The sequence below is a fragment of the Enterobacter sp. RHBSTW-00175 genome (assembly GCF_013927005.1).
Taxonomy (GTDB): domain Bacteria; phylum Pseudomonadota; class Gammaproteobacteria; order Enterobacterales; family Enterobacteriaceae; genus Enterobacter.
The window spans coordinates 3046813-3071462 of sequence record NZ_CP055930.1; the positions used below are offsets into that span (position 1 = coordinate 3046813).

Consider the following 24650-nt stretch of genomic DNA (forward strand, 5'->3'; position numbering starts at 1 on the left):
AGGGCTGGGATTAACCGGCCATCTGTTTTTCGCGGATTTCAGCCAGCGTTTTACAGTCGATGCACAGATCGGCGGTTGGACGCGCTTCCAGACGGCGAATACCAATTTCAACACCGCAGGATTCGCAGTATCCGAAATCTTCGTCCTCGACCTTTTTCAACGTTTTCTCGATCTTTTTGATCAGTTTGCGTTCGCGGTCACGGTTACGCAGTTCGAGGCTGAACTCTTCTTCCTGAGCGGCACGGTCTACCGGGTCCGGGAAGTTTGCAGCTTCATCCTGCATATGTGTAACGGTGCGATCGACTTCATCCCTGAGTTGATTACGCCATGCTTCAAGAATACGCTTGAAGTGCGACAGCTGGGCTTCGTTCATATACTCTTCGCCCGGTTTCTCTTGATACGGCTCCACCCCAGCGATGGCGAGAATACTCAGGGACGATGTTTTACGGTTTTGCCCTTCTTGCATGTTGCTTCTCCTTAACACGCACTATCGATCCCCGTGTTGGGGGAAAAATCAGGTCGCTATAAATAGCAGATGCTATTCCGAATGGCAATTATCTATACGTAACACTTGACAAGCCTGTGAGGAAAAGCGTATTTGCGCACGCGACCAGAACACATAATAATCAATCGACTACTCCCTTTATAAGACCACGGGGAGAGAGGATCTCAGAGTCATATTATCGGCAGAAAGTTCCGCTTTATAAGCGAAAACCTCCACCCCCTGCTTTTGTGCCTCATTCAACAATTGCGCGTACTTGGGATCGATATGGCGGGCAGGAGAAAATCTTTCAATTGCCGAGTGCAATACTGCAAACAGCAATACGGCGCGCTTGCCCGCCGCCGCTACACTCATCAACTCCCGCAGATGCTTTTGTCCACGCAGCGTTACTGCATCCGGGAAGTAGCCGTTTTCTTGTTCCGCTAACGTCACTGATTTTACTTCAATATAGCACTCAGGCCGATCTTCCGCCTGTAACATAAAGTCAATTCTGCTGCCTTCTTCGCCATATTTCACTTCGCTTTTTTGAACGCTGTAACCCACTAGTTCAGGAATATTCCCTTCGATCAGGGCTTCCTTAACTAATTGGTTCGCTCGCAATGTGTTGACACAAATAAATGCCCCTTGTTGCGTCTGCGTCATCTCCCAGGTATGGGGATATTTGCGTTTAGTATTTTCTGATGTCGAATACCAGATAGTGTCACCCGGGGTTGCGCAACCGGTCATGGCACCGGTATTGGGGCAGTGCAGCGTCAGCTGTTCTCCTTCAGGCGTCACAACGTCCGCGAGAAAGCGTTTGTAGCGTTGAATGAGCGTGGCGTGTTGAAGCGCGGGGCTAAACTTCATCGGAATTCCTTACGGTGTCGCCCAGCGTCCAGCGCTGTACAGGCGTGTATCGGGTGCGTCCTTTTGCAAAGACAGATTCAAAAAGCGCGAACGTCGTCACCGGAAAAGACCAGTGGAAACCCGGCGGCGGAATGGCCACGGCATGGCTGGCGTCGCGCAGCAGGGTAATATGGGGATGAAAAGGCTGCGGGCTTTGGTAGCAACCGCTGCGCGCGGCCTGCGCCCGGAGCATGTTGGCCAGCTGCAACAAACCGCGCGGCGGCTGGCGAGTGCCGAGCCATACCACCCGGGAGCGCAGCCACTGGCCGGCGTCATCCAGGTGCAGTGTAAACCCGGGCTGGCTAATACGTCCGGCCATCGACGCTAAGGCGCGCTGCTTTTCAGCGCTGACATCGCCCAGAAAGGCCAGCGTCAGGTGCAGGTTTGCCGCGACAACAGGTCGGCCTGCTTCCTGCGGGAAATGGCTTGCACGCCAGCGAACAATCTGGCGTTGAATAGTGGGGGGCAGCTCAATGGCGAAAAACAGTCGTTTCGACTCAGACATACAGGGGACTCGGTAATGATATGTGGCGATGCTACAATGTACGCCGACTAATGTTAACCCTCTGGAGCTGTTAGTGTCCTCATTGCCAGTCGCCGTCGTACTTCCTGAGCTGCTTGCTGCTTTACAACATGCCCCGCAGGTATTGCTTAACGCGCCCACGGGGGCGGGGAAATCAACCTGGCTACCGCTACAGATCCTCAAAGAGGCAAACCTCCACGGGAAAATCATCTTGCTGGAGCCGCGAAGACTGGCTGCGCGCAATGTGGCACAGCGTCTGGCAGAGCTGCTGAACGAGAAACCGGGTGAAACGGTAGGCTATCGAATGCGTGCCGAAACCTGTGTTAGCCCGACCACGCGGCTGGAAGTGGTCACCGAAGGCATTCTCACCCGGATGCTGCAAAACGATCCTGAACTCACCGGCATCAGTCTGGTCATTCTGGATGAATTCCATGAACGTAGCCTACAGGCCGATTTGGCCCTGGCGCTGCTGCTGGACGTGCAGCAAGGGCTACGTGACGATCTCAAACTGCTGATTATGTCGGCCACGCTGGATAACGAGCGATTACAGCAAGCCTTACCTGATGCGCCGGTTATCGCCTCTGCGGGGCGTGCTTTCCCGGTTGAACGTCGATATCAGCCGCTGACCACGCATCAGCGCTTTGACGAAGCCGTCGCGATTGCCACCGCAGAGCTACTGCGACAGGAGTCGGGCTCGCTGCTGCTGTTTTTACCCGGCGTGGGGGAAATCCAGCGCGTGCAGGAACAACTGGCAACCCGCGTGGGGAGCGATGTGGTGCTTTGCCCGCTGTACGGGGCGTTGTCGTTAAATGAACAGCGTAAGGCCATTCTTCCGGCCCCTGCCGGGCAGCGTAAAGTGGTGCTGGCAACCAATATTGCAGAAACCAGTTTAACCATTGAAGGCATTCGCCTGGTGGTGGATTGCGCCCAGGAGCGCGTCGCCAGTTTTGATCCGCGTACCGGGCTGACAAAGCTGCTCACGCAGCGGATAAGCCAGGCATCGATGATCCAACGCGCAGGCCGCGCAGGGCGACTGGAGCCCGGGATCTGTTTGCATCTCACCAGCGCAGAGCAGGCCGAGCGTGCGGTGCAGCAAAGTACCCCTGAAATTTTACAAAGCGATCTTTCCGGCCTTGTCATGGATCTGTTGCAGTGGGGCTGCCCGGACCCGGCTCAGTTGACCTGGCTGAACCCGCCACCTGCGGTGAACCTGGCGGCTGCCCGTACCTTGCTGACCCGGCTGGGGGCGCTGGATGGCACCCGCTTAACCACGCAGGGGCAGAAAATGGCCGCGCTGGGCAATGATCCTCGTCTGGCTGCCATGCTGGTGGCGGCAAAAGATGATGATGACATTGCCACGGCGGCAAAGCTGGCGGCGATTCTGGAGGAGCCACCGCGCGGCGGAAACAGCGACCTGGTGATGGCGTTTTCACGCAATCAGCCAAACTGGCAGCAGCGGGCGCAGCAGCTTTGCCGGCGGCTCAACAGCCGTGGCGGAACACCGGACAGAAGTCGTATTGCCAGCGCGCTGGCGCAGGCGTTCCCGGACAGAGTCGCCCGGCGTCGCGGTCTGGACGGGCGTTACCAGCTGGCAAACGGCATGGGAGCGATGCTGGACAGCGATGATGCCCTCACCCGGCACGAATGGCTTATTGCACCCCTATTATTGCAGGGCAGCCAGTCCCCGGATGCGCGGATCCTCCAGGCCATTGCGGTCGATATTGATGCCCTGACGCGGGCGTGTCCACAGCTGCTTCAGCAATCCGATACCGTTGAATGGGATGATGTGCAGGGGACGCTGAAGGCGTTTCGTCGCAGCCAGATAGGCAAGCTCACCCTCGGCGCAAAACCGCTGGCCAAACCGTCCGAAGACGAACTGCATCAGGCAATGCTTAACGGCATTCGGGAAAAGGGGCTGAGCGTGCTGAACTGGACGCCAGAGGCTGAGCAGTATCGCATTCGCCTGCACTGTGCGGCGCAGTGGCTGCCGGAAGATGACTGGCCCGCTGTTGATGATGAAACGCTTCTGGCTTCTCTGGAGCGCTGGCTACTGCCGCAAATGAGCGGTGTACACTCGCTGAAGGCACTAAAAGCTCTGGATGTTAAGGACGCGTTACAGAATTTACTGGACTGGTCATTACGTCAACGTCTGGATAGTGAACTGCCTGGGCATTACACTGTGCCGACCGGAAGCCGGATTGCCATTCGTTATCACGAGGATAATCCCCCTGCGCTGGCCGTCAGGATGCAGGAGATGTTTGGCGAGGCGAACACACCGTCCATTGCGAAAGGGCGTGTGTCACTGGTGCTGGAGCTGCTGTCTCCTGCGCACCGGCCTTTGCAGATAACCCGCGACCTGAGCGCGTTCTGGGCGGGTAGTTACCGTGAAGTGCAAAAAGAGATGAAGGGGCGTTACCCCAAACACGTATGGCCGGATGACCCGGCAAATACGGCACCGACACGGCGGACGAAGAAATATTCGTGAAAGGGGATGATGAGTGCGGCCTGATGCCCTCACCCCGACCCTCTCCCACCGGGAGAGGGAGAAAACAATTTTGAGAGATTTCTTCTTTCACGGTGATGTGGAAGAAAAGAGAATCTGGCCTTTGCGCCTGAATGTTGCGGAGAAAAAGCATGGCGGGGAATGACCGCGAGCCAATAGGACGTAAAGGGAAACCTGCGCGTCCGGCGAAAGAAAAGGTGAGCCGTCGTCGTAAAGATGAAGATTACGATGATGACTATGAAGACGATTATGAGGATGAAGATCCGATGCCGCGTAAAGGAAAAGGCAAAGGGCGTAAGCCTCGTGGAAAACGCGGCTGGTTCTGGCTGTTGGTGAAGCTGTTCATTGTTTTTGTTGTTCTGATGGCTATCTACGGCGTCTATCTGGATCAGAAGATCCGTAGCCGTATCGACGGTAAAGTCTGGCAGTTGCCTGCGGCAGTATATGGTCGCATGGTGAACCTTGAGCCAGATATGTCGATCAGCAAGAATGAGATGGTGAAGCTGCTTGAAGCCACACAGTATCGCCAGGTGTCGAAGATGACTCGTCCTGGCGAATTTACCGTGCAGGCGAAAAGCATCGAAATGATCCGCCGTCCGTTCGATTTCCCGGACAGTAAAGAAGGCCAGGTGCGCGCGCGTCTGACCTTTGATGGCGATCGACTGGACACCATCGAGAACATGGATAGCAACCGCCAGTTCGGTTTCTTCCGACTCGATCCGCGTCTTATCACCATGCTCTCTTCTGCGAATGGCGAACAGCGCCTGTTCGTGGCACGTAACGGCTTCCCGGATCTGCTGGTGGATACACTGCTGGCAACCGAAGACCGTCACTTCTACGAGCATGACGGTATCAGCCTTTACTCCATCGGTCGTGCGGTGCTGGCCAACCTGACAGCCGGACGTACGGTGCAGGGGGCGAGTACTTTGACCCAGCAGCTGGTGAAGAACCTGTTCCTCTCCAGCGAACGCTCCTACTGGCGTAAAGCCAACGAAGCGTACATGGCTGTGTTGATGGATGCGCGCTACAGCAAGGATCGTATTCTTGAGCTGTATATGAACGAGGTGTACCTCGGTCAGAGCGGTGATAACGAAATCCGCGGCTTCCCGCTGGCGAGCCTGTACTACTTTGGCCGCCCGGTTGAAGAGCTGAGCCTCGACCAGCAGGCACTGCTGGTGGGCATGGTTAAAGGTGCATCCATCTATAACCCGTGGCGTAATCCGAAGCTGGCGCTGGAGCGTCGTAACCTGGTGCTGCGTCTGCTGCAACAACAGCAGGTTATCGATCAGGAGCTGTATGACATGCTGAGCGCTCGCCCTCTGGGTGTGCAGCCGCGCGGTGGTGTTATCTCTCCTCAGCCTGCCTTTATGCAGCTGGTTCGCCAGGAATTGCAGAGCAAGCTCGGCGATAAAGTGAAAGATCTCTCCGGCGTGAAGATCTTTACCACCTTCGATTCAGTGGCTCAGGATGCGGCGGAGAAAGCAGCAGTTGACGGCATTCCGGCGCTGAAAAAACAGCGCAAGCTGAGTGACCTTGAAACTGCAATGGTGGTGGTTGACCGTAACACCGGCGAAGTTCGCGCGATGGTGGGCGGGGCAGAGCCGCAGTTTGCGGGCTATAACCGTGCAATGCAGGCGCGTCGTTCGATTGGTTCTCTGGCAAAACCGGCGACCTATCTCACCGCGCTCAGCCAGCCAAATCAGTACCGTCTGAACACCTGGATTGCCGATGCGCCAATCTCCCTGCGCCAGCCTAATGGCCAGGTGTGGTCGCCGCAGAATGATGACAAACAGTTCAGTGGCCAGGTAATGCTGGTGGATGCTCTGACGCGTTCTATGAACGTGCCAACGGTTAACCTGGGTATGGCGCTGGGTCTGCCGGCGATTACGGATACCTGGCAGAAGCTTGGTGTGCCTAAAGAGCAGCTGAACCCGGTTCCGGCGATGATCCTCGGTGCGTTGAACCTGACGCCAATCGAAGTGGCGCAGGCGTTCCAGACTATCGCCAGTGGCGGTAACCGGGCGCAACTTTCCGCCCTGCGTTCAGTCATTGCTGAAGATGGTTCCGTGCTGTATCAGAGCTTCCCGCAGGCGGAGCGCGCGGTTCCGGCGCAGGCAGCCTACATGACACTCTGGACCATGCAGCAGGTAGTACAGCGTGGCACGGGGCGTCAGTTAGGTGCTAAGTACCCTGGCCTGCATCTTGCGGGTAAAACCGGGACCACCAACAACAACGTCGATACCTGGTTTGCCGGTATTGATGGCCGTGAAGTGGTGATCACCTGGGTAGGGCGCGATAACAACCAGCCAACCAAGCTGTACGGCGCGAGCGGGGCAATGTCGATTTACCAGCGTTATCTGGCAAATCAGTCCCCGGTACCGCTGAATCTGGTTGCACCGGAAGATGTCGTTGATATGGGTGTGGATGATTCCGGTAACTTTGTCTGTGGCGGCGGGATGCGTTCATTGCCTGTCTGGACAACGAACCCGGATTCACTGTGCCAGCAGAGCCAGCCTCAGCAGCCTGGTAATCCATTTGATTCGAATTCTCAGCAGCAGCAACCGCAGCAGCAGCAACAACAGCCGCCGCAGCAGCAGAATGAGAAGAAGGACAGCGACGGTGTCGCAGGCTGGATCAAAGACATGTTCGGCAGTAACTAACGCCTTCAATACCCCCTTCCACGGAAGGGGCTATTTTTTTCACCTGTATCCTTCATTTTGTTAACCCCAGTTTTAACTTTGATTAACCCTTCGTTTTCTCTTGATTAATTCTTAAACCCTTAATTCTTGTAGGGCCGCATACTGCTTGCTATACCGCCAGCGTTTCACCTATTATGCTGCGGTCATAATAATAATTATCGTTTACGTTATCATTCACTTTTACATCAGAGATTCAACATGGCGCTTTCCAATACTGCTCAGCCAATCAACACGTCGCTGCGTAAAATCGCAGTTGTCGTAGCCACAGCGGTTGCCGGCATGTCCACTTTTGCACAGGCCGCCGAAACCCCAAATAAAGAAGAAACCATCACTGTGACTGCCGCTCCGGCCACGCAGGAAAGTGCATGGGGTCCAGCTCCAACGATTGCGGCAAAACGCACCGCAACGGCGACCAAAACCGATACACCTATTGAGAAAACCCCGCAGTCTATTTCCGTGGTGACACGTGAAGAGATGGACATGAAACAGCCGGGTACGGTGAAGCAGGCACTGGCCTATACGCCAAGCGTTTTTGCGACTCGCGGTGCATCTACCACTTATGACGTGGTTTCTATCCGTGGTTTCACCACTTCCAGCACCGTCAATACCAACCAATATCTGGATGGGATGAAGCTACAGGGCGATAACTATTCTGAAGCGTCCATGGATCCGTATTTCCTGGAACGCGTTGAACTGCTGCGTGGCCCGACCTCCGTGCTGTACGGCAAAAGCCACCCGGGTGGCGTGGTGAGCATGGTCAGTAAGCGACCAACAACCGAGCCACTGAAAGAAATCCAGTTCAAAATGGGCACCGATAACCTGTGGCAAACCGGGTTCGATTTCAGCGATGCCATTGATGACAACGGCGTGTGGTCCTACCGCCTGACCGGTCTGGGACGCAGTGAAAATGCGCAGCAGGAGATGGTGAAATCCACCCGCTATGCCATTGCGCCTTCCTTCAGCTGGCGCCCGGATGATAAAACAGACTTCACTTTCCTGAGCAACTTCCAGAGCGATCCGGATGCGGGTTATTATGGCTGGTTGCCGCGGGAAGGTACCGTTGTGCCTTACTATGATGCCAACGGCAAAGCGCACAAGCTGCCGACCGATTTTAACGAAGGCGAGGAAGACAACAAAATCTCCCGTCGTCAGAAAATGGTGGGCTACAGCTTCTCGCATCAGTTTGACGACACCTTTACCGTGCGTCAAAACCTGCGTTACACCAAAATCAACACGCTTTATCGTTCTGTCTACGGCAGCGGCTATATTGCACCAGCGCAAATCAGCCGCGCATACGTCCGTTCCGATGAAGATCTTAACTCCTTCACCGTTGATACTCAGCTTCAGTCCAAATTTGCGACCGGCGCCGTTGATCATACCCTGTTAACCGGTGTCGATTACCTTCGTATGCGTAATGACATTGATGCTGACTATGGCACAGCTGACCCGATCAGCATGACCAAGCCTGCGTATGGCAACCCAAATGTTGACGTGTACTACCTGTACAAAGTGCTTAACCGTCAGGAACAAACTGGCCTGTATGCTCAGGACCAGGCTGAATGGGATAAGTGGGTGCTGACCATGGGTGGCCGCTACGACTTCGCTAAAACCTCTGCGCTGACCCGTACCACCGGAACCACCGCAGAAATTAACGATCAGGCATTTACCTGGCGTGGCGGTATTAACTACCTGTTCGACAACGGTATCACGCCGTACTTCAGCTACAGCGAATCCTTCGAGCCGATTTCAGGAACCACGCAGGACGGTAAACCGTTCGATCCGGCGCGCGGCAAGCAGTACGAAGTGGGTGTGAAATACGTACCGAAAGATCTTCCGGTTGTCGTGACGGCGGCGGTATACCAGCTGACCAAAAACAACAACCTGACGGCCGACCCGGCGAACCCGACCAGCGGCTTTAGCGTGCAGGGCGGTGAAATTCGTTCACGTGGTTTCGAACTTGAAGCTAAGGCAGCCGTCAATGCCAACATCGATGTAACGGCATCTTATAGCTACACCGATGCTGAATATACCCACGATACCTGGTATGAAGGCCGTCGTCCGGCGGAAGTACCACGTAACATGGCCTCCCTGTGGGCGGATTATACCTTCCACGAGACGGCACTGAGCGGCCTGACCGTTGGTGCGGGCACCCGTTACATTGGTAACACGGTATCCTACTATTCAGCAGCATCTTCAAAAGCTTACCAGTCATTTAATGTCGCAGGCTATGCCCTGGCGGATGCAACGGTGAAATACGATCTGGCGCGCTTTGGCCTGCCTGGCTCTTCCGTTGGCGTCAACGTGAATAACATCTTTGACCGTGAGTATGTATCCAGCTGCTATAGCGAGTACGCTTGCTACTGGGGCGCAGGACGCCAGGTTGTGGCTACCGCGACCTTCCGCTTCTAATCTCTCTTTGGGCACGGTTTACCGTGCCCTGTTTATTTAAGTTGGCTGACATGCAGGATATTAAGACGCAATCCGACACCACCTTTACGCTCAATAATCTCTCCTTTCGCGTACCCGGGCGCACCTTGCTGCATCCGCTCTCTCTGACGTTCCCCGCAGGTAAAGTCACTGGGCTCATTGGTCACAATGGTTCCGGTAAATCAACGTTACTCAAGATGCTCGGACGCCATCAGCCTCCTTCAGAGGGTGACATTCTGCTGGACGGACAACCGCTTGATAGCTGGAACAGCAAAGCCTTTGCCCGCAAGGTGGCCTATCTGCCGCAGCAGTTGCCGCAGGCGGAAGGGATGACGGTGCGTGAACTGGTGGCGATTGGGCGTTATCCGTGGCACGGCGCGCTCGGGCGTTTTGGCGTGGCCGACAGACAGAAAGTCGAAGAGGCCATCTCACTGGTCGGATTAAAACCGCTGGCGCACCGCCTGGTGGACAGCCTTTCCGGTGGTGAACGTCAGCGCGCGTGGATTGCGATGCTGGTTGCCCAGGACAGCCGCTGCCTGCTGCTTGATGAACCGACCTCTGCGCTGGATATTGCCCACCAGGTCGACGTACTGGCGCTGGTGCATCGCCTAAGCCAGCAGCGTGGTCTGACGGTGATTGCCGTATTGCACGATATCAACATGGCGGCACGTTACTGTGACTATCTTGTCGCCCTGCGTGGTGGCGAGATGATCGCCCAGGGCACGCCGTCTGAACTGATGCGTAGCGAAACGTTAGAGCACATCTACGGTATTCCAATGGGTATTTTGCCTCACCCTGCCGGGGCTGCACCGGTGAGCTTCGTGTACTGATGCTGGATCCAATGATTAGCCGCCGTCGCTTACTGACGGCGATAGCGCTCTCGCCGCTGCTGTTAAAAATGAACACGGCGCGGGCTACCGCTATCGACCCCCATCGTATTGTGGCACTGGAATGGCTGCCGGTTGAGCTGATGCTGGCGCTGGGTGTTACGCCGTATGGCGTTGCTGATATCCCTAACTACAACCTGTGGGTGAACGAACCAAAACTGCCTGCGTCGGTTATTGATATTGGCCTGCGAACGGAGCCAAACCTCGAATTGCTCACACAAATGAAACCCTCGTTTCTGTTCTGGTCTGCGGGTTATGGCCCGTCGGAAGAGACAATGGCGCGCATTGCGCCCGGGCGTGGTTTCTCCTTCAGCGATGGCAAAAAGCCGCTGACGATGGCGAGAAATTCCATCAACGAGATGGCGCACTTCCTGAACCGCGAGGCGGCAGCGAAACAGCATCTCGACGAATTCGACGCTCTGCTCGACAGCCTGAAACCGCGGTTTGCTCGCCGCGGTGAACGCCCGCTTCTGATGGTAACCCTGCTGGATGCCCGTCATATGCTGGTGTTTGGGCAAAATTGCCTGTTCCAGGAAGTGCTTGATAGCTTTGGTATTCGCAACGCCTGGGACGGGGAGATGACCTTCTGGGGGAGTACGACCGTTGGGATCGACCGCCTGGCGGCGTTTCGCGATGTGGATGTGCTGTGCTTTGATCACGGCAACGAACGAGAAATGCAAAAACTGATGTCTACCCCGCTCTGGCAGGCCATGCCGTTTGTACGCGAGCAGCGATTCCAGCGGGTTCCGGCAGTGTGGTTCTACGGTGCAACGCTTTCGGCCATGCATTTTGCCCGTGTACTGGATGGCGCGCTGGGAGGCAAAGCATGAGTTCGCGTATCGCGCGTTTTCCGGCGCTGTTGCTGACGGTCATTTTCCTTGTCGCGCTGGCATTAACCGCCTTCAACCTGTCAACGGCACTCCCGCGAGGGCAGTGGGGCGCTGCGCTGACTGCGCCAGACATCGACAATATTCAGCAAATGCTCTTCCACTACAGCCTGTTGCCGCGTCTGGCCATTTCGCTGTTGGTGGGGGCAGGGCTGGGGCTGGTGGGCGTCTTATTCCAGCAGGTCTTGCGTAACCCACTGGCAGAGCCAACCACGCTTGGCGTGGCGACTGGTGCCCAGCTTGGGATCACCATTACGACACTGTGGGCGTTGCCCGGCGCGCTAACCTCGCAGTTTGCAGCACTGGCAGGTGCATGTGTGGTGGGTGCGCTGGTCTTTGGCGTGGCCTGGGGGAAACGTCTTTCACCGGTTACGTTGATCCTGGCCGGGCTGGTGGTCAGCCTTTACTGTGGGGCGATTAATCAGCTGCTGGTACTGTTCCATCACGACCAGCTGCAAAGCATGTTCTTGTGGAGTACCGGAACCCTCACCCAGACTGACTGGAGCGTTGTTGAGCGCCTGTGGCCGCAGCTGACTGGTGGTGTGCTGCTGACCCTGCTGCTGCTGCGTCCGTTAACGCTGATGGGACTGGATGACGGCGTGGCGCGCAACCTGGGCCTGGCGTTATCGCTGGCGCGTCTGGCGGCACTGACGCTGGCGATTGTGCTCAGCGCGTTGCTGGTCAATGCGGTAGGGATTATCGGTTTTATCGGGCTATTTGCGCCGCTACTGGCGAAAATGCTCGGCGCGCGGCGTCTGCTGGCGCGTCTGATGCTGGCCCCACTGATTGGTGCGCTGATCCTCTGGCTTTCCGATCAAATTATTCTCTGGCTGGCGCGCGTCTGGATGGAAGTGTCCACCGGTTCGGTGACGGCGCTTATCGGCGCGCCGCTGTTGCTGTGGCTGCTGCCGCGCTTGCGAAGCATCAGCGCCCCGGCAATGGATGCGGGCGATAAAGTGTATGCTGAGCGTCAATCGGTGCTGTGGTTTAGCCTGGTGGGCCTGGCCGTGCTGCTGCTGGCTTCCTTTGCAGCGCTCTCTTTGGGGCGCGGTGCAACCGGCTGGCACTGGGCTACCGGTGATTTGCTCAATGAATTGCTGCAATGGCGCTGGCCGCGGATCTTCGCGGCGCTTATTGCAGGAGTGATGCTGGCTGTCGCGGGGTGCATTATCCAGCGTCTGACGGGTAACCCGATGGCAAGCCCGGAAGTGCTCGGTATCAGCTCTGGCGCAGCGTTTGGTGTGGTGCTGATGCTGTTCCTGGTGCCGGGGAATGCATTCGGCTGGTTAATGCCAGCGGGGAGTATTGGCGCAGCAGCCACGCTGCTGGTCATTCTGGTCGCTTCGGGGCGTGGAGGATTTTCTCCTCACCGCATGTTGCTTGCCGGGATGGCGCTCAGCACCGCGTTTACGATGCTGCTGATGATGCTACAGGCGAGCGGCGATCCGCGTATGGCGAAGATCCTGACCTGGATTTCCGGTTCGACCTATAGCGCCACTGGCAGCCAGGTGGTTCACACCGGGCTGGTCATGATTGTGCTGCTGGCAATTGTACCGCTGTGTCGCCGCTGGATGACCATTCTGCCACTGGGCGGTGAAGCCGCCCGTGCGGTGGGGATGGCGCTGACGCCTGCGCGCGTGGCTCTGCTGCTGTTGGCAGCATGTCTGACGGCAACAGCCACCATGACCATTGGTCCATTGAGTTTCGTGGGATTAATGGCGCCGCATATCGCCAGAATGATGGGGTTTCGCAGGACAATGCCGCATATTGTGATGTCTGCTCTCACTGGTGGGGTGATGCTGGTCTTTGCGGACTGGTGCGGCAGGATGGTGCTGTTTCCGTATCAGATCCCGGCAGGACTGCTTTCCACCTTTATCGGTGCGCCGTACTTTATTTATCTGCTGAGAAAGCAGAGTCGGTAGGATGTGTTTCACCCTCTCCCTGTGGGAGAGGGTATCAGGCCGCATATAATTACAACTTCGCAAACACCTTACGTGCTGCGTCGATGGTGTTGTTGATATCTTCTTTGCTGTGCGCCACAGACATAAAGCCTGCTTCAAAGGCAGACGGCGCCAGATACACGCCTTCTTCCAGCATCAGGTGGAAGAAACGCTTAAAGCGTTCAACATCGCACTTCACCACGTCCTGATAAGAGGTCACGGTTTTTGCATCGGTGAAGAAGATCCCAAACATCCCGCCCACGTGGTTCACTACCAATGGAATACCTGTCTCTTCTGCGGCGTTCAGCAGGCCGTTTGCCAGCTGCGTGGTCAGGTCGGTCAAGGTTTTGTGGATACCCGGTTGCGCCACTTCGTTCAGACAGGCGAAGCCCGCGGCCATCGCGATAGGGTTACCAGAGAGCGTACCCGCCTGGTAAACCGGCCCGGTTGGCGCCAGCGCTTCCATCACGTCCTTACGACCACCAAACGCGCCGACCGGCATCCCGCCGCCGATGATTTTGCCAAGGCAGGTCAGGTCTGGTTCAACGTCGTAGTAAGACTGCGCGCCCGCCAGCGCCACGCGGAAACCAGTCATCACTTCATCGATGATCAGCAGTGCGCCGAATTCGTCGCACAGTGCGCGCAGGCCCGGCAGGAAATCAGGCTGAGGTGGGATGCAGTTCATGTTGCCAGCAACCGGTTCAACGATGATGCAGGCAATCTCTTGCGGATATTGCTCGAAAGCTGCGCGAACGGAGCTAAGATCGTTATAGGTGCAGGTCAGAGTGTGTTTGGCGAAGTCGGCAGGTACGCCCGGGGAGTTCGGCTGGCCCAGCGTCAGGGCGCCAGAACCGGCTTTCACCAGCAGACAGTCTGCATGACCGTGGTAGCAGCCTTCAAATTTGATAATTTTGTCGCGGCCGGTAAAACCACGCGCCAGGCGGATAGCGCTCATGGTGGCTTCCGTACCGGAGTTCACCATACGCACCATATCCATTGTCGGCACCAGTTCGGTCACCAGCTCCGCCATTTTGACTTCCATCTCGGTTGGCGCGCCGAAGCTCAGGCCGCGCTGAGCCGCTTCAATGACCGCATTGCGGATAGACGGATGGTTGTGTCCCAGCACCATCGGGCCCCAGGAGCCAACGTAATCAATATAGGCTTTGCCATCGACATCATACAGATACGCGCCGTCAGCACGTTCGATAAACAGCGGCGTGCCGCCTACACCGGTAAAAGCGCGCACAGGCGAGTTCACACCCCCCGGGATAAGCTCGCGGGCTGCACTGTAGAGGTTTTCAGACTTGCTCATTGCGTCATTCCTGGTTCGTAGAAATAAGGTAAGGTGGCTATTCTAAGTGATTCCCGGAAGGTTATGAAATTTTTGCCCCATTAATGCATAAACAATTGTTAAGGATTTTTCAGGGGACGCGGAAGCTGTGTCTGGTAAAATCCTTGCGGCGATTTGTATGATTAAAAAGAACAGGCAATGAAAGCAGACATCCCCTCATTTGAAGAACAACAATTTGCGCGCGCACGGCACCGTATCAGCATCAGGCGGCTGCTCAATCGCGACAAAACACCGCTGGCTATTTTGCTGGCCGCCGCCATGGTGGGTACGCTTGCCGGGCTGGCTGGCGTGGCCTTTGAGAAAGCAGTGAATGCCGTGCTCAACTGGCGCATTGCCACAGTGGCGGGGTATGCGGATAACGGATGGCTGGTCTGGGTGTCGGCGTTTGGTTTGTCTGCCCTTTTTGCCATGGCAGGCTATTTTCTGGTACGCAAATTTGCACCAGAGGCCGGTGGTTCGGGTATTCCTGAGATTGAAGGGGCGCTTGAAGAGCTGCGTCCGGTGCGCTGGTGGCGGGTGATCCCGGTTAAATTTATCGGTGGCATGGGCACTCTGGGGGCAGGAATGGTGCTCGGACGAGAGGGGCCAACGGTACAGCTCGGTGGGAACGTAGGGCGCATGGTGGGCGACATGTTCCGGATGCGCAGCGCCGAAGCACGCCATACATTGCTGGCAACCGGGGCCGCAGCCGGGCTATCCGCAGCGTTCAATGCGCCGCTGGCCGGGATCCTGTTCATTATTGAAGAGATGCGCGCCCAGTTTCGCTACAACCTGATCTCAATTAAAGCGGTGTTTACTGGCGTTATTATGTCGAGCATTGTCTTTCGCATTTTTAACGGCGAAGGTGCGGTGATTGAGGTGGGTAAACTCACCAATGCGCCGGTGAATACCCTGTGGCTCTATCTGGTGCTCGGCATGATTTTTGGTGTTGTCGGCCCGTTGTTTAACACCCTTATCTTACGCGCACAGGATATGTTCCAGCGTATTCACGGCGGAAATACTACCAAATGGGTTCTGGTGGGTGGCCTGCTCGGCGGGATGTGCGGCATCCTCGGCGTGATTGAACCGAACGCCGCTGGCGGTGGTTTTGGCCTGATCCCCATCGCGGCGGCGGGTAATTTCAGCGTTGGACTGCTGCTGTTTATGTTTATCTCACGCGTAATCACTACGATTCTTTGCTTCTCCTCCGGTGCGCCGGGAGGTATTTTTGCGCCAATGCTGGCGCTCGGCACCCTGCTTGGGACGGCTTTTGGCACAGCCGCCGCCGCGGGATTCCCGGCGTATCACCTTGATGCGGGAACATTCGCGGTTGCCGGAATGGGGGCGCTGCTGGCTGCTTCCTTGCGCGCGCCGTTGACCGGGATCGTGCTGGTTCTGGAAATGACAGACAATTACCAGCTCATTTTGCCAATGATCATTACCTGTCTCGGGGCGACACTATTAGCCCAATTCCTTGGTGGAAAACCGCTATACTCCACCATTCTTGCTCGTACCCTGGCAAAACAAGAGGCAGAACAGGCCTCGACGCAGAATACTTGAATGAATTACCAGGGTATTAGATAATGAAAAAAAGAATTGGGTGATTTTTGCCCAATCGCAGTAAGCAGTATTCATGGGAGCATAAGATGAGTGATGACGTAGTCGCTGTGCCGCTGGAATTTACCGAAGCCGCAGCCAACAAAGTGAAAACCCTGATTGCCGACGAAGACAATCCGGATCTGAAACTGCGTGTATATATTACCGGTGGCGGCTGTAGCGGCTTCCAGTATGGTTTTACCTTTGACGACCAGGTTAACGATGGTGATATGACTATCGAGAAACAGGGCGTTGCGCTGGTGGTTGACCCGATGAGCCTGCAATATCTGGTGGGCGGTGCGGTTGATTACAGCGAAGGTCTGGAAGGTTCGCGCTTTGTGGTAACGAACCCGAACGCGACAAGCACCTGTGGGTGTGGTTCTTCTTTCAGTATCTAAGACAAAAACGGTAACCTGATGGTTACCGTTTTGCTTTTACCTGCCATTCTCATCCAGCGCAAATGTTGGCAATTTAAGGTGCCAGCGTATTGCCGCTAAACGTATACCCAGCGTCACCACCATCCCCAGCATGGCTGAGATTTCCAGCGGTAAAGCAAAGGTATAGTAGGCCGTAGCGTGAACAATTCCGCCAGCAATGCAGGCTGTTGCGTAGATTTCTGTTCGCAGGATCATCGGGATTTCACGTGCCAGAATATCGCGGATGATCCCGCCGCCTACACCCGTTAAAACGCCCATGCAGATAGCGACCATTGGCCCCGTGCCCGCATTGAAGGCTTTATTGACGCCAATCCCGACAAACACCGCAAGACCCACGGCATCCAGTACCGGCAGTATCCATTTAGGCAGCCTGCGCGGCTGGCGCACCAGCGCAATCGTGAGCAGGCAAGTGACCATCGCCACCACCAGATCGGTAGGATCTTTTACCCAAAACACCGGGCCATTAGCCAGTGCCATATCGCGGATCGTTCCTCCGCCGACAGCCGTCACCACGCCCAATACCAGCACGCCAAACGGATCCATGCGTAATTTCCCGGCCAGCAGAACGCCGGAGATAGCAAAAACGGCTGTGCCAAGTATATCCAGCCAATACACGAGCATCGTTAAATCCTCGAACTGTTCAGGTCTATATCTACGTTAATGACTCTGTGCCAGTGCGGCGCAGAGCTGTTTTGCGGCGAGGATAATACGCGGGCTGGCGCGTTCAAACCAGTCACTGTTTAGTGGTATCACCGGTATTTTTAACTGGCCCTGCCAGAATTTTTCAACTTTAGGAATTTCGCTTGCACTCCCGACCACCACAATGGCCTGCGGTTGTCGCGCCAGAACTTGTTCCCGGCTGACCTGAGGCCATGGCACCCGGCTCGCAGCAAAGATATTTTCACCGCCACAGACCTCCAGCACCTGATTCTGGATAGAGCCTTGCCCGGTGGTAAACAGCGGCTGGCTACCAAATTGCAGGAAGACGCGTTTTTTCGTGGTCGTATCGTATTTCGCTTTTAATGCAGCATAGTCGCGAAGCATATTTTGAGCGGCAAGCTCAGCTTTTTGCGGCGCAGGGCTAAAAGGTGCCAGGTCGCGCAGCGCCTGAGCAACTTGCTCAATGCTGACCGCATCAATCCACATCACCTTAATTCCCAGCGAGCTCAGCTGGTTGACTTGCCGCTCTGCATTACCCCCGAGCCAGGCTAATACCACGTCTGGTTTAAGCGCCACAATGCGTTCAAGGTTCATACCTTGCCATGTCGAGACTTGCTCGATGCCTGCGGCCTGTGGGGGATAATCCGAAAAACTGCTTACGCCAACGGGCGTGATCCCGGCCGCAAAGGCCAGCTCAGTATTGGCGGGGGAGAGCGTAATCACACGCGGCGCAGCGTAAAGCCATGCCGGTGCGAGCAGAAGCAGGGCGCCCAGCGCCCTAAGGGTGTTCTTACCCACGTGCCAGTTTCTGCACCAGGGTTTCTACCATCACGGTAGATTGTTTTGCCGCAACGGCCAGGAACTCATCAAAGCTCAGGTGAGACTGCTGATCGGCAACGTCGGAGATGGCACGAACCACCACGAACGGTACGCTGAAGTTATGGCAAACGTGCGCAATGGCAGTGGCTTCCATCTCAACGGCAACCGCCTGAGGGAAGTTGTGACGAATTTTCGCCAGACCCACGGAACCGTTGATGAACGCATCACCGCTGACAATCAGACCGCGCACGGCGTTGAGGTTCAGTTCGGCAATGCAGCTTTCTGCTGCAGCAACCAGTTTGTCATCCGCTTTAAAACCTGCCGGGCAACCCGGAAGCTGACCATATTCGTAACCAAAGGCGGTGACATCGGCATCGTGGTAACGCGCTTCATCGGAGACCACAATATCACCCACTTTCAGCGTTGGCGCCAGGCCACCCGCAGAACCGGTGTTAATGATGACATCTGGCTTGCAGCGTTCCAGCAACAGTGTCGCGCCAAGCGCAGCAGCAACTTTACCGATGCCTGATTTCAGCAGAGCAACCTCAACACCATTCAGCTGGCCGGTATAGATCTCACAACCACCAAGAGAGAGGGTCTGACGGTTCTCAATTTTGTCACGCAGCAGCGTAACTTCTTCTTCCATTGCACCAATAATGCCGATTTTCATAGATTTACTCGCGATGTGCCTTGTTAAGATGCATAGTCTATCATGGGCTTTAGTGGAAGCGCATTTCTCACGCGGGGGAGCACATGGCGCAGATCGATTTTCGCACCAAAATTAACTGGCATCGCCGTTTCCGTTCTCCGCAAGGAGACAAGAGTGAACACGAGATCCTGCGCATTTTTGAAAGCGATCGTGGGCGTATCATTAACTCGCCCGCGATACGTCGCCTACAACAAAAAACCCAGGTGTTCCCGCTCGAACGTAACGCGGCAGTGCGCACCCGGCTGACGCACTCGATGGAAGTGCAGCAGGTGGGGCGCTACATTGCCAAAGAGATTTTAAGCCGTCTCAAAGAGCAGCGATTGCTGGAAACGTATGGCCTTGATGAGTTGACTGGCCCGTTTGAAAGCATCGTCGAGATGGCCTGCCTGATGCACGATATCGGGAACCCGCCCTTCGGCCATTTCGGTGAAGCCGCCATTAATGACTGGTTCAAACAGCGTCTTTTCCCCTCTGATGCAATAAGCCAGCCGCTAAGCGATGACCGTTGTATTGTCCGGGACCTGCGTTTACGAGAGGGCGAAGAAGCGCTTAACGAACTGCGACGTAAGGTTCGCCAGGATCTGTGCCACTTTGAAGGGAATGCGCAGGGCATCCGGCTGGTGCATACCCTGATGCGCATGAACCTGACCTGGGCGCAGGTGGGGTGCATCCTTAAATATACGCGCCCGGCGTGGTGGATGGGTGAACCCCCGGTATCACACAGTTATTTGATGAAAAAACCGGGCTATTATTTATCCGAAGAAGTTTATATTGAACGGCTGCGTAAAGAACTTTTACTGACGCCAAATGGCCGCTTTCCCTTAACCTGGATTATGGAAGCCGCAGACGATATTTCCTATTGCGTGGCCGACCTTGAAGATGCCGTTGAGAAAAGAATATTCAGCGTTGAGGAACTTTATCAGCATCTTCATGAAGCCTGGGGAAAACATGAAAAAGGTTCTTTGTTTGCTCAGGTTGTCGAAAATGCATGGGAAAAATCACGCTCAAATTCACTGAGCCGCAGCACAGAAGACCAGTTCTTTATGTATTTGCGGGTCAACACGCTAAATAAGTTGGTTCCCTACGCGGCCTCACGTTTTATTGATAATCTGCCGTTGATTTTTAGCGGGGAATTCAATCATGCGCTGCTGGAGGACGATAGCGATTTTAGCCAACTTCTTGAACTGTATAAGAATGTGGCCATGCGCCATGTGTTCAGCCATCCCGATGTTGAACAACTCGAGTTACAGGGTTATCGGGTGATCAGTGGTCTGCTGGAAATTTATCGGCCGTTGCTACAATTATCGGTCGACGAATTTAGCGAGCTGGTGGAAAAAGAACGCGTGCGTCGTTTACCGATTGAATCCCGGTTGTTCCATAAACTTTCGACCCGGCATCGTCTTGCTTATGTTGAGGCGATTAGCAAGATAGACCGCCATTCTGCTCAGTGGCCAGTGCTGGAATATTATTATCGCTGCCGCCTTATTCAGGACTATATCAGCGGGATGACGGATTTGTATGCCTGGGATGAATACCGCAAGCTGATGGCGGTCGAATAAATGCGGAGTTTTGTAAAGACGGCCAATAAATTTTTACTTTTTCCATAAACTTCATCCCGGAACTAAGCGGTATAAAACGAATCTGAGTTACACAGCAATTTTGCGTTATCTGTAAATCGAGATTGAGAAACATGAAAAAAACCACATTAGCAATGAGTGCACTGGCTCTGAGTTTAGGTTTAGCGCTGTCTCCTCTGTCTGCTTTTGCAGCCGAGACCGCGTCTTCGGCAGCAACCGCGCAGCAGATGCCAAGCCTGGCACCGATGCTCGAAAAAGTGATGCCATCGGTGGTGAGTATTAACGTTGAGGGCAGCACGACCGTCAACACGCCGCGGATGCCGCGTAACTTCCAGCAGTTCTTTGGCGATAACTCGCCGTTCTGCCAGGACGGTTCGCCATTCCAGAGCTCCCCGTTCTGTCAGGGCGGTGGCGCGGGCGATGACAGCCAGGGCGGTAACGGTGGCGCCCAGCAACAGAAATTTATGGCGCTTGGATCGGGTGTCATCATTGACGCAGCAAAAGGCTATGTCGTCACCAACAACCACGTTGTTGATAACGCCAGTAGCATCAAAGTTCAGTTGAGCGATGGGCGTAAGTTTGATGCGAAAGTCGTGGGTAAAGATCCGCGTTCTGATATCGCGCTGATCCAGATTCAGGATCCGAAAAACCTGACGGCGATTAAAATTGCCGACTCCGATGCACTGCGCGTTGGTGATTACACCGTGGCTATCGGTAACCCATTCGGTCTGGGTGAAACCGTGACCTCGGGTATTGTCTCAGCGCTCGGTCGTAGCGGCCTGAATGCGGAAAACTACGAGAACTTTATCCAGACGGATGCGGCGATTAACCGCGGTAACTCCGGTGGCGCGCTGGTTAACCTCAACGGTGAACTGATTGGTATCAACACCGCGATTCTGGCACCAGACGGCGGTAACATCGGTATCGGCTTTGCTATCCCGAGTAACATGGTGAAAAACCTGACCGCGCAGATGGTGCAGTATGGTCAGGTGAAACGCGGTGAACTGGGTATCCTCGGGACTGAGCTGAACTCTGAGCTGGCAAAAGCGATGAAAGTTGATGCCCAGCGCGGCGCATTCGTAAGCCAGGTGATGCCGAACTCGTCCGCCGCGAAAGCGGGTATCAAGGCGGGTGATGTCATTACTTCCCTGAACGGAAAACCTATCAGTAGCTTCGCCGCACTGCGTGCAGAAGTGGGTTCAATGCCGGTGGGCAGCAAAATTACCCTCGGCCTGCTGCGTGATGGCAAACCTGTAAACGTAAGCCTTGAGTTGCAGCAGAGCAGCCAGAACCAGGTTGACTCCAGCACCATTTTCAGCGGCATTGAAGGCGCTGAAATGAGCAACAAGGGCGAGGATAAAGGTGTGGTGGTGAACAACGTGAAAGCGAATTCACCGGCTGCCCGTATCGGCCTGAAAAAAGGCGATGTGATCATGGGTGCGAACCAGCAACCCGTGAAAAACATCGCTGAATTGCGCAAAATTCTCGACAGCAAACCTTCAGTGCTGGCGTTGAATATTCAGCGTGGCGACTCCTCACTCTATCTGCTGATGCAGTAATCCCCCTAAGCCCCTGCTCGTTGCTGAGCAGGGGTTTTCTCGTTTCTGTGACCCTTTCCACAAGTCCATACTTATTCCCCTGACTTTGTGCATTCGCACAATGCGGCAGTGATTGAACTCCCCTATGCTTGAGCTCTGCTCACAGGAGGGTTACATGGCTGGCTGGCATCTTGATACCAAAATGGCGCAGGATATCGTGGCGCGCACCATGCGCATCATTGATACCAATATCAACGTAATGGATGCCCGTGGGCGCATTATCGGCAGTGGCGATCGTGAACGCATTGGGGAATTGCACGAAGGTGCGCTGCTGGTGCTCTCTCAGGGGCGCGTGGTGGATATCGACGATGCGGTGGCGAAACACCTCCATGGCGTTCGCCAGGGCATTAACTTACCGCTGCGACTTGAAGGCGAAATTGTCGGGGTGATTGGCCTGACCGGGGAACCGGAATCGCTGCGTAAATATGGCGAACTGGTCTGCATGACGGCAGAAATGATGCTTGAGCAGTCGCGCCTCATGCACCTGCTGGCGCAGGACAGCCGGTTGCGCGAAGAGCTGGTCATGAATCTTATTCAGGCGGAGGAGCACACCCCTGCACTCAGCGAGTGGGCGCAGCGTCTGGGCATTGATCTTAATCAGCCGCGCGTAGTGGCGGTGATTGAGGTGGACAGCGGCCAGCTTGGCGTGGACAGCGCCATGGCGGAGCTACAGCAGTTGCAAAATGCGCTGGCAACACCAGAGCGCAACAACCTGGTGGCGATTGTTTCCCTGACCGAGATGGTCGTGCTCAAACCCGCGCTCAATCAGTTTGGCCGCTGGGATGCAGAAGATCACCGTCGCCGGGTTGATCAACTTATCGCCCGGATGAAAGAGAACGGCCAGCTTCGTTTTCGCGTTGCGCTTGGGAACTACTTTACCGGACCGGGCAGCATTGCCCGTTCGTGGCGAACCGCACGCACTACTATGATGGTGGGCAAGCAACGAATGCCCGAGAGCCGTAGCTACTTCTATCAGGATCTGATGCTGCCAGTCTTGCTCGACAGCCTGCGCGGTGGCTGGCAGGCCAATGAACTGGCGCGCCCGTTAGTGCGACTGAAAGCAATGGATAACAACGGCTTGCTGCGCCGTACATTGCAGGCATGGTTTCGCCATAACGTGCAGCCACTGGCAACATCGAAAGCGCTGTTTATCCATCGTAATACGCTGGAATACCGGCTTAACCGGATCTCGGAACTGACGGGGCTGGATCTGGGGAATTTTGACGACAGGCTGCTGCTGTATGTGGCGTTACAGTTAGATGAGCAGAGATGAGGGTTTCACCCTCTCCCTGTGGGAGAGGGCCGGGGTGAGGGCATCAGGCCGCACCCAACTTATTTATTGCGAGTTAACTTCTCAAGATCGGCTTCAATTTCGCTGATCTTGTTAGTGACGACGCTTTCCAGATGACGCAGGTCATCAAGGATCTTACGTTTGAGATCGACTTCGGTGCGATCGCGCTGGCAGATCTGATCGAGTTCATCGATCACATAGCGCAGGTTCGGGCTAATTTCCTGAACCTCTTTGTATCCCTGACCGATGCCATCGGCCACGACGGTCTTACGCTGGCGTGGGTATTTGAACTTCACGCTCTTGGCGAAAAACTCTCCTTTATCTTTGTGAAAATAGATTTTCAAAATATCGTTATTGGCTTCCTGACGGAGGCTGTAACGATCAATTTCATCAGGATTGGTAATGCCCAGACTTTTCAGATTATCGTACATAGCGGTACCCTTGATCTCAACATAACCTTTGAATAATTAACGAAAAAATCTATTTTCGCCACCCTCAGATACAAAAAAAAGCGGGGTTGCCCCCGCTTTTTGTTATACCCGATTAATCGATGGTGCGCAGCAGTTCGTTGATACCCACTTTGCCGCGCGTTTTCGCATCGACTTTCTTCACGATAACCGCGCAGTAAAGGCTGTATTTGCCATCTTTTGACGGCAGGTTACCGGAAACAACTACGGAGCCCGCTGGGACGCGACCGTAATGCACTTCGCCGGTTTCACGGTCATAAATGCGGGTGCTCTGGCCGATGTAAACGCCCATGGAGATAACAGAGCCTTCTTCCACGATCACGCCTTCAACCACTTCAGAGCGTGCGCCGATGAAGCAGTTGTCTTCGATGATGGTTGGGTTCGCCTGGAGAGGCTCCAGAACGCCACCGATGCCCACGCCGCCGGACAGGTGGACGTTTTTACCGATCTGCGCGCAAGAACCCACTGTTGCCCAGGTATCCACCATGGTGCCTTCGTCAACGTAAGCACCGATGTTCACGTAGGATGGCATCAGCACGGTGTTGCGTGCGATGAATGCGCCCTGACGAACTGCCGCTGGTGGAACCACGCGGAAACCTTCTTTCTGGAAGCGCGCTTCGTCGTAGTCAGCGAATTTCATCGGGACTTTATCGAAGTAGCGGCTTTCTGCTCCGTCGATAACCTGGTTATCGTTGATACGGAAAGAGAGCAGCACGGCTTTTTTCAGCCACTGATGAGTTACCCACTGACCGTTGATCTTTTCTGCTACACGCAGTGCACCGGAATCCAGCAGGGAAATCACCTGGTTAACGGCTTCACGGGTAACGGTATCCACATTTGCCGGGGTAATCTCGGCGCGACGCTCAAAAGCGGACTCAATAACGTTCTGTAACTGCTGCATTGTTTACTCTTT

The 24650-nt window shown here is 55.2% G+C and carries 20 protein-coding genes; 11 read left to right on the forward strand and 9 right to left on the reverse strand.

What is annotated here, in order from left to right:
- Positions 1-10: 10 nt before the first annotated feature.
- From dksA to thpR, 3 genes are all read right to left on the reverse strand, one after another.
- Positions 11-466: an RNA polymerase-binding protein DksA gene (gene dksA, locus HV107_RS14450; protein ID WP_001155232.1), complete on the reverse strand. Its 456-nt coding sequence runs from the start codon at positions 464-466 to the stop codon at positions 11-13.
- 177 nt (positions 467-643) lie between these two features.
- Positions 644-1348, reverse strand: coding sequence for a DNA/RNA nuclease SfsA (gene sfsA, locus HV107_RS14455; protein WP_182059616.1), 705 nt, complete (start codon positions 1346-1348; stop codon positions 644-646).
- Positions 1338-1892, reverse strand: coding sequence for an RNA 2',3'-cyclic phosphodiesterase (gene thpR / locus HV107_RS14460; RefSeq protein WP_182059617.1), 555 nt, complete (start codon positions 1890-1892; stop codon positions 1338-1340). Before thpR ends, sfsA begins: the two co-directional genes overlap by 11 nt.
- Before the next feature lie 73 nt (positions 1893-1965).
- Here thpR and hrpB point away from each other — a divergent pair, with 73 nt between their 5' ends.
- The 6 genes from hrpB (at position 1966) to fhuB (ending at position 13235) form a co-directional block, all read left to right on the forward strand.
- The gene (gene hrpB, locus HV107_RS14465; RefSeq protein WP_182059618.1) at positions 1966-4395 is read left to right on the forward strand and encodes an ATP-dependent helicase HrpB; all 2430 of its coding nucleotides are present in this window, start codon (positions 1966-1968) and stop codon (positions 4393-4395) included.
- Between the two features lie 149 nt (positions 4396-4544).
- Positions 4545-7073 carry a bifunctional glycosyl transferase/transpeptidase gene (gene mrcB / locus HV107_RS14470; protein WP_182059619.1) on the forward strand — a complete coding sequence of 843 codons (2529 nt, stop codon included), beginning with the start codon at positions 4545-4547 and terminating at the stop codon, positions 7071-7073.
- A gap of 237 nt (positions 7074-7310) precedes the next feature.
- Positions 7311-9521 (forward strand): ferrichrome porin FhuA, encoded by a 2211-nt coding sequence (fhuA, locus tag HV107_RS14475; RefSeq protein WP_182059620.1) that lies wholly within the window; start codon positions 7311-7313, stop codon positions 9519-9521.
- Between the two features lie 50 nt (positions 9522-9571).
- Entirely contained in the window at positions 9572-10369 is a 798-nt protein-coding gene (fhuC, locus tag HV107_RS14480) for a Fe3+-hydroxamate ABC transporter ATP-binding protein FhuC (RefSeq protein WP_182059621.1), read from the forward strand.
- Positions 10369-11256 carry a Fe(3+)-hydroxamate ABC transporter substrate-binding protein FhuD gene (gene fhuD, locus HV107_RS14485; RefSeq protein WP_182059622.1) on the forward strand — a complete coding sequence of 296 codons (888 nt, stop codon included), beginning with the start codon at positions 10369-10371 and terminating at the stop codon, positions 11254-11256. The genes fhuC and fhuD overlap by 1 nt, the downstream gene beginning before the upstream one ends.
- Positions 11253-13235, forward strand: a complete 1983-nt coding sequence (gene fhuB / locus HV107_RS14490) for a Fe(3+)-hydroxamate ABC transporter permease FhuB (protein WP_182059623.1) — start codon at positions 11253-11255, stop codon at positions 13233-13235. The genes fhuD and fhuB overlap by 4 nt, the downstream gene beginning before the upstream one ends.
- A 49-nt stretch (positions 13236-13284) precedes the next feature.
- Here fhuB and hemL read toward each other — a convergent pair whose 3' ends face one another.
- Positions 13285-14565 carry a glutamate-1-semialdehyde 2,1-aminomutase gene (gene hemL, locus HV107_RS14495; RefSeq protein ID WP_182059624.1) on the reverse strand — a complete coding sequence of 427 codons (1281 nt, stop codon included), beginning with the start codon at positions 14563-14565 and terminating at the stop codon, positions 13285-13287.
- Positions 14566-14742: 177 nt separating this feature from the next.
- On the opposite strand from hemL, the gene clcA reads away from it, so the two are divergent.
- Positions 14743-16143: a H(+)/Cl(-) exchange transporter ClcA gene (gene clcA / locus HV107_RS14500; protein WP_182059625.1), complete on the forward strand. Its 1401-nt coding sequence runs from the start codon at positions 14743-14745 to the stop codon at positions 16141-16143.
- Positions 16144-16229: 86 nt separating this feature from the next.
- Positions 16230-16577: an iron-sulfur cluster insertion protein ErpA gene (erpA, locus tag HV107_RS14505; RefSeq protein ID WP_014068960.1), complete on the forward strand. Its 348-nt coding sequence runs from the start codon at positions 16230-16232 to the stop codon at positions 16575-16577.
- A gap of 36 nt (positions 16578-16613) precedes the next feature.
- Here the strand turns inward: erpA and HV107_RS14510 are convergent, their stop codons facing one another.
- The 3 genes from HV107_RS14510 to mtnN are packed head-to-tail and all read right to left on the reverse strand — an operon-like array spanning position 16614 to position 18765.
- Positions 16614-17237, reverse strand: a complete 624-nt coding sequence (locus HV107_RS14510) for a TRIC cation channel family protein (RefSeq protein WP_182059626.1) — start codon at positions 17235-17237, stop codon at positions 16614-16616.
- A gap of 36 nt (positions 17238-17273) precedes the next feature.
- A complete protein-coding gene (btuF, locus tag HV107_RS14515; RefSeq protein ID WP_182059627.1) occupies positions 17274-18074 on the reverse strand; it encodes a vitamin B12 ABC transporter substrate-binding protein BtuF in 801 nt (266 codons plus the stop codon).
- The gene (gene mtnN, locus HV107_RS14520; RefSeq protein WP_166717914.1) at positions 18067-18765 is read right to left on the reverse strand and encodes a 5'-methylthioadenosine/S-adenosylhomocysteine nucleosidase; all 699 of its coding nucleotides are present in this window, start codon (positions 18763-18765) and stop codon (positions 18067-18069) included. The genes btuF and mtnN overlap by 8 nt, the downstream gene beginning before the upstream one ends.
- Before the next feature lie 83 nt (positions 18766-18848).
- On the opposite strand from mtnN, the gene dgt reads away from it, so the two are divergent.
- The 3 genes from dgt to cdaR all read left to right on the forward strand — a co-directional run bounded on the left by dgt (position 18849) and on the right by cdaR (position 23252).
- Entirely contained in the window at positions 18849-20363 is a 1515-nt protein-coding gene (gene dgt / locus HV107_RS14525) for a dGTPase (RefSeq protein ID WP_182059628.1), read from the forward strand.
- Positions 20364-20494: 131 nt separating this feature from the next.
- On the forward strand, positions 20495-21940 hold the full coding sequence (gene degP, locus HV107_RS14530) for a serine endoprotease DegP (RefSeq protein WP_182059629.1): 1446 nt from the start codon (positions 20495-20497) through the stop codon (positions 21938-21940).
- A gap of 154 nt (positions 21941-22094) precedes the next feature.
- Positions 22095-23252, forward strand: coding sequence for a DNA-binding transcriptional regulator CdaR (gene cdaR / locus HV107_RS14535; RefSeq protein ID WP_014068966.1), 1158 nt, complete (start codon positions 22095-22097; stop codon positions 23250-23252).
- Positions 23253-23311: 59 nt separating this feature from the next.
- On the opposite strand, the gene HV107_RS14540 is transcribed toward cdaR, so the two are convergent.
- Positions 23312-23701 (reverse strand): DUF3461 family protein, encoded by a 390-nt coding sequence (locus HV107_RS14540; RefSeq protein WP_010426739.1) that lies wholly within the window; start codon positions 23699-23701, stop codon positions 23312-23314.
- A gap of 112 nt (positions 23702-23813) precedes the next feature.
- Positions 23814-24638 (reverse strand): 2,3,4,5-tetrahydropyridine-2,6-dicarboxylate N-succinyltransferase, encoded by an 825-nt coding sequence (gene dapD / locus HV107_RS14545; RefSeq protein WP_014068967.1) that lies wholly within the window; start codon positions 24636-24638, stop codon positions 23814-23816.
- Positions 24639-24650: the final 12 nt, after the last annotated feature.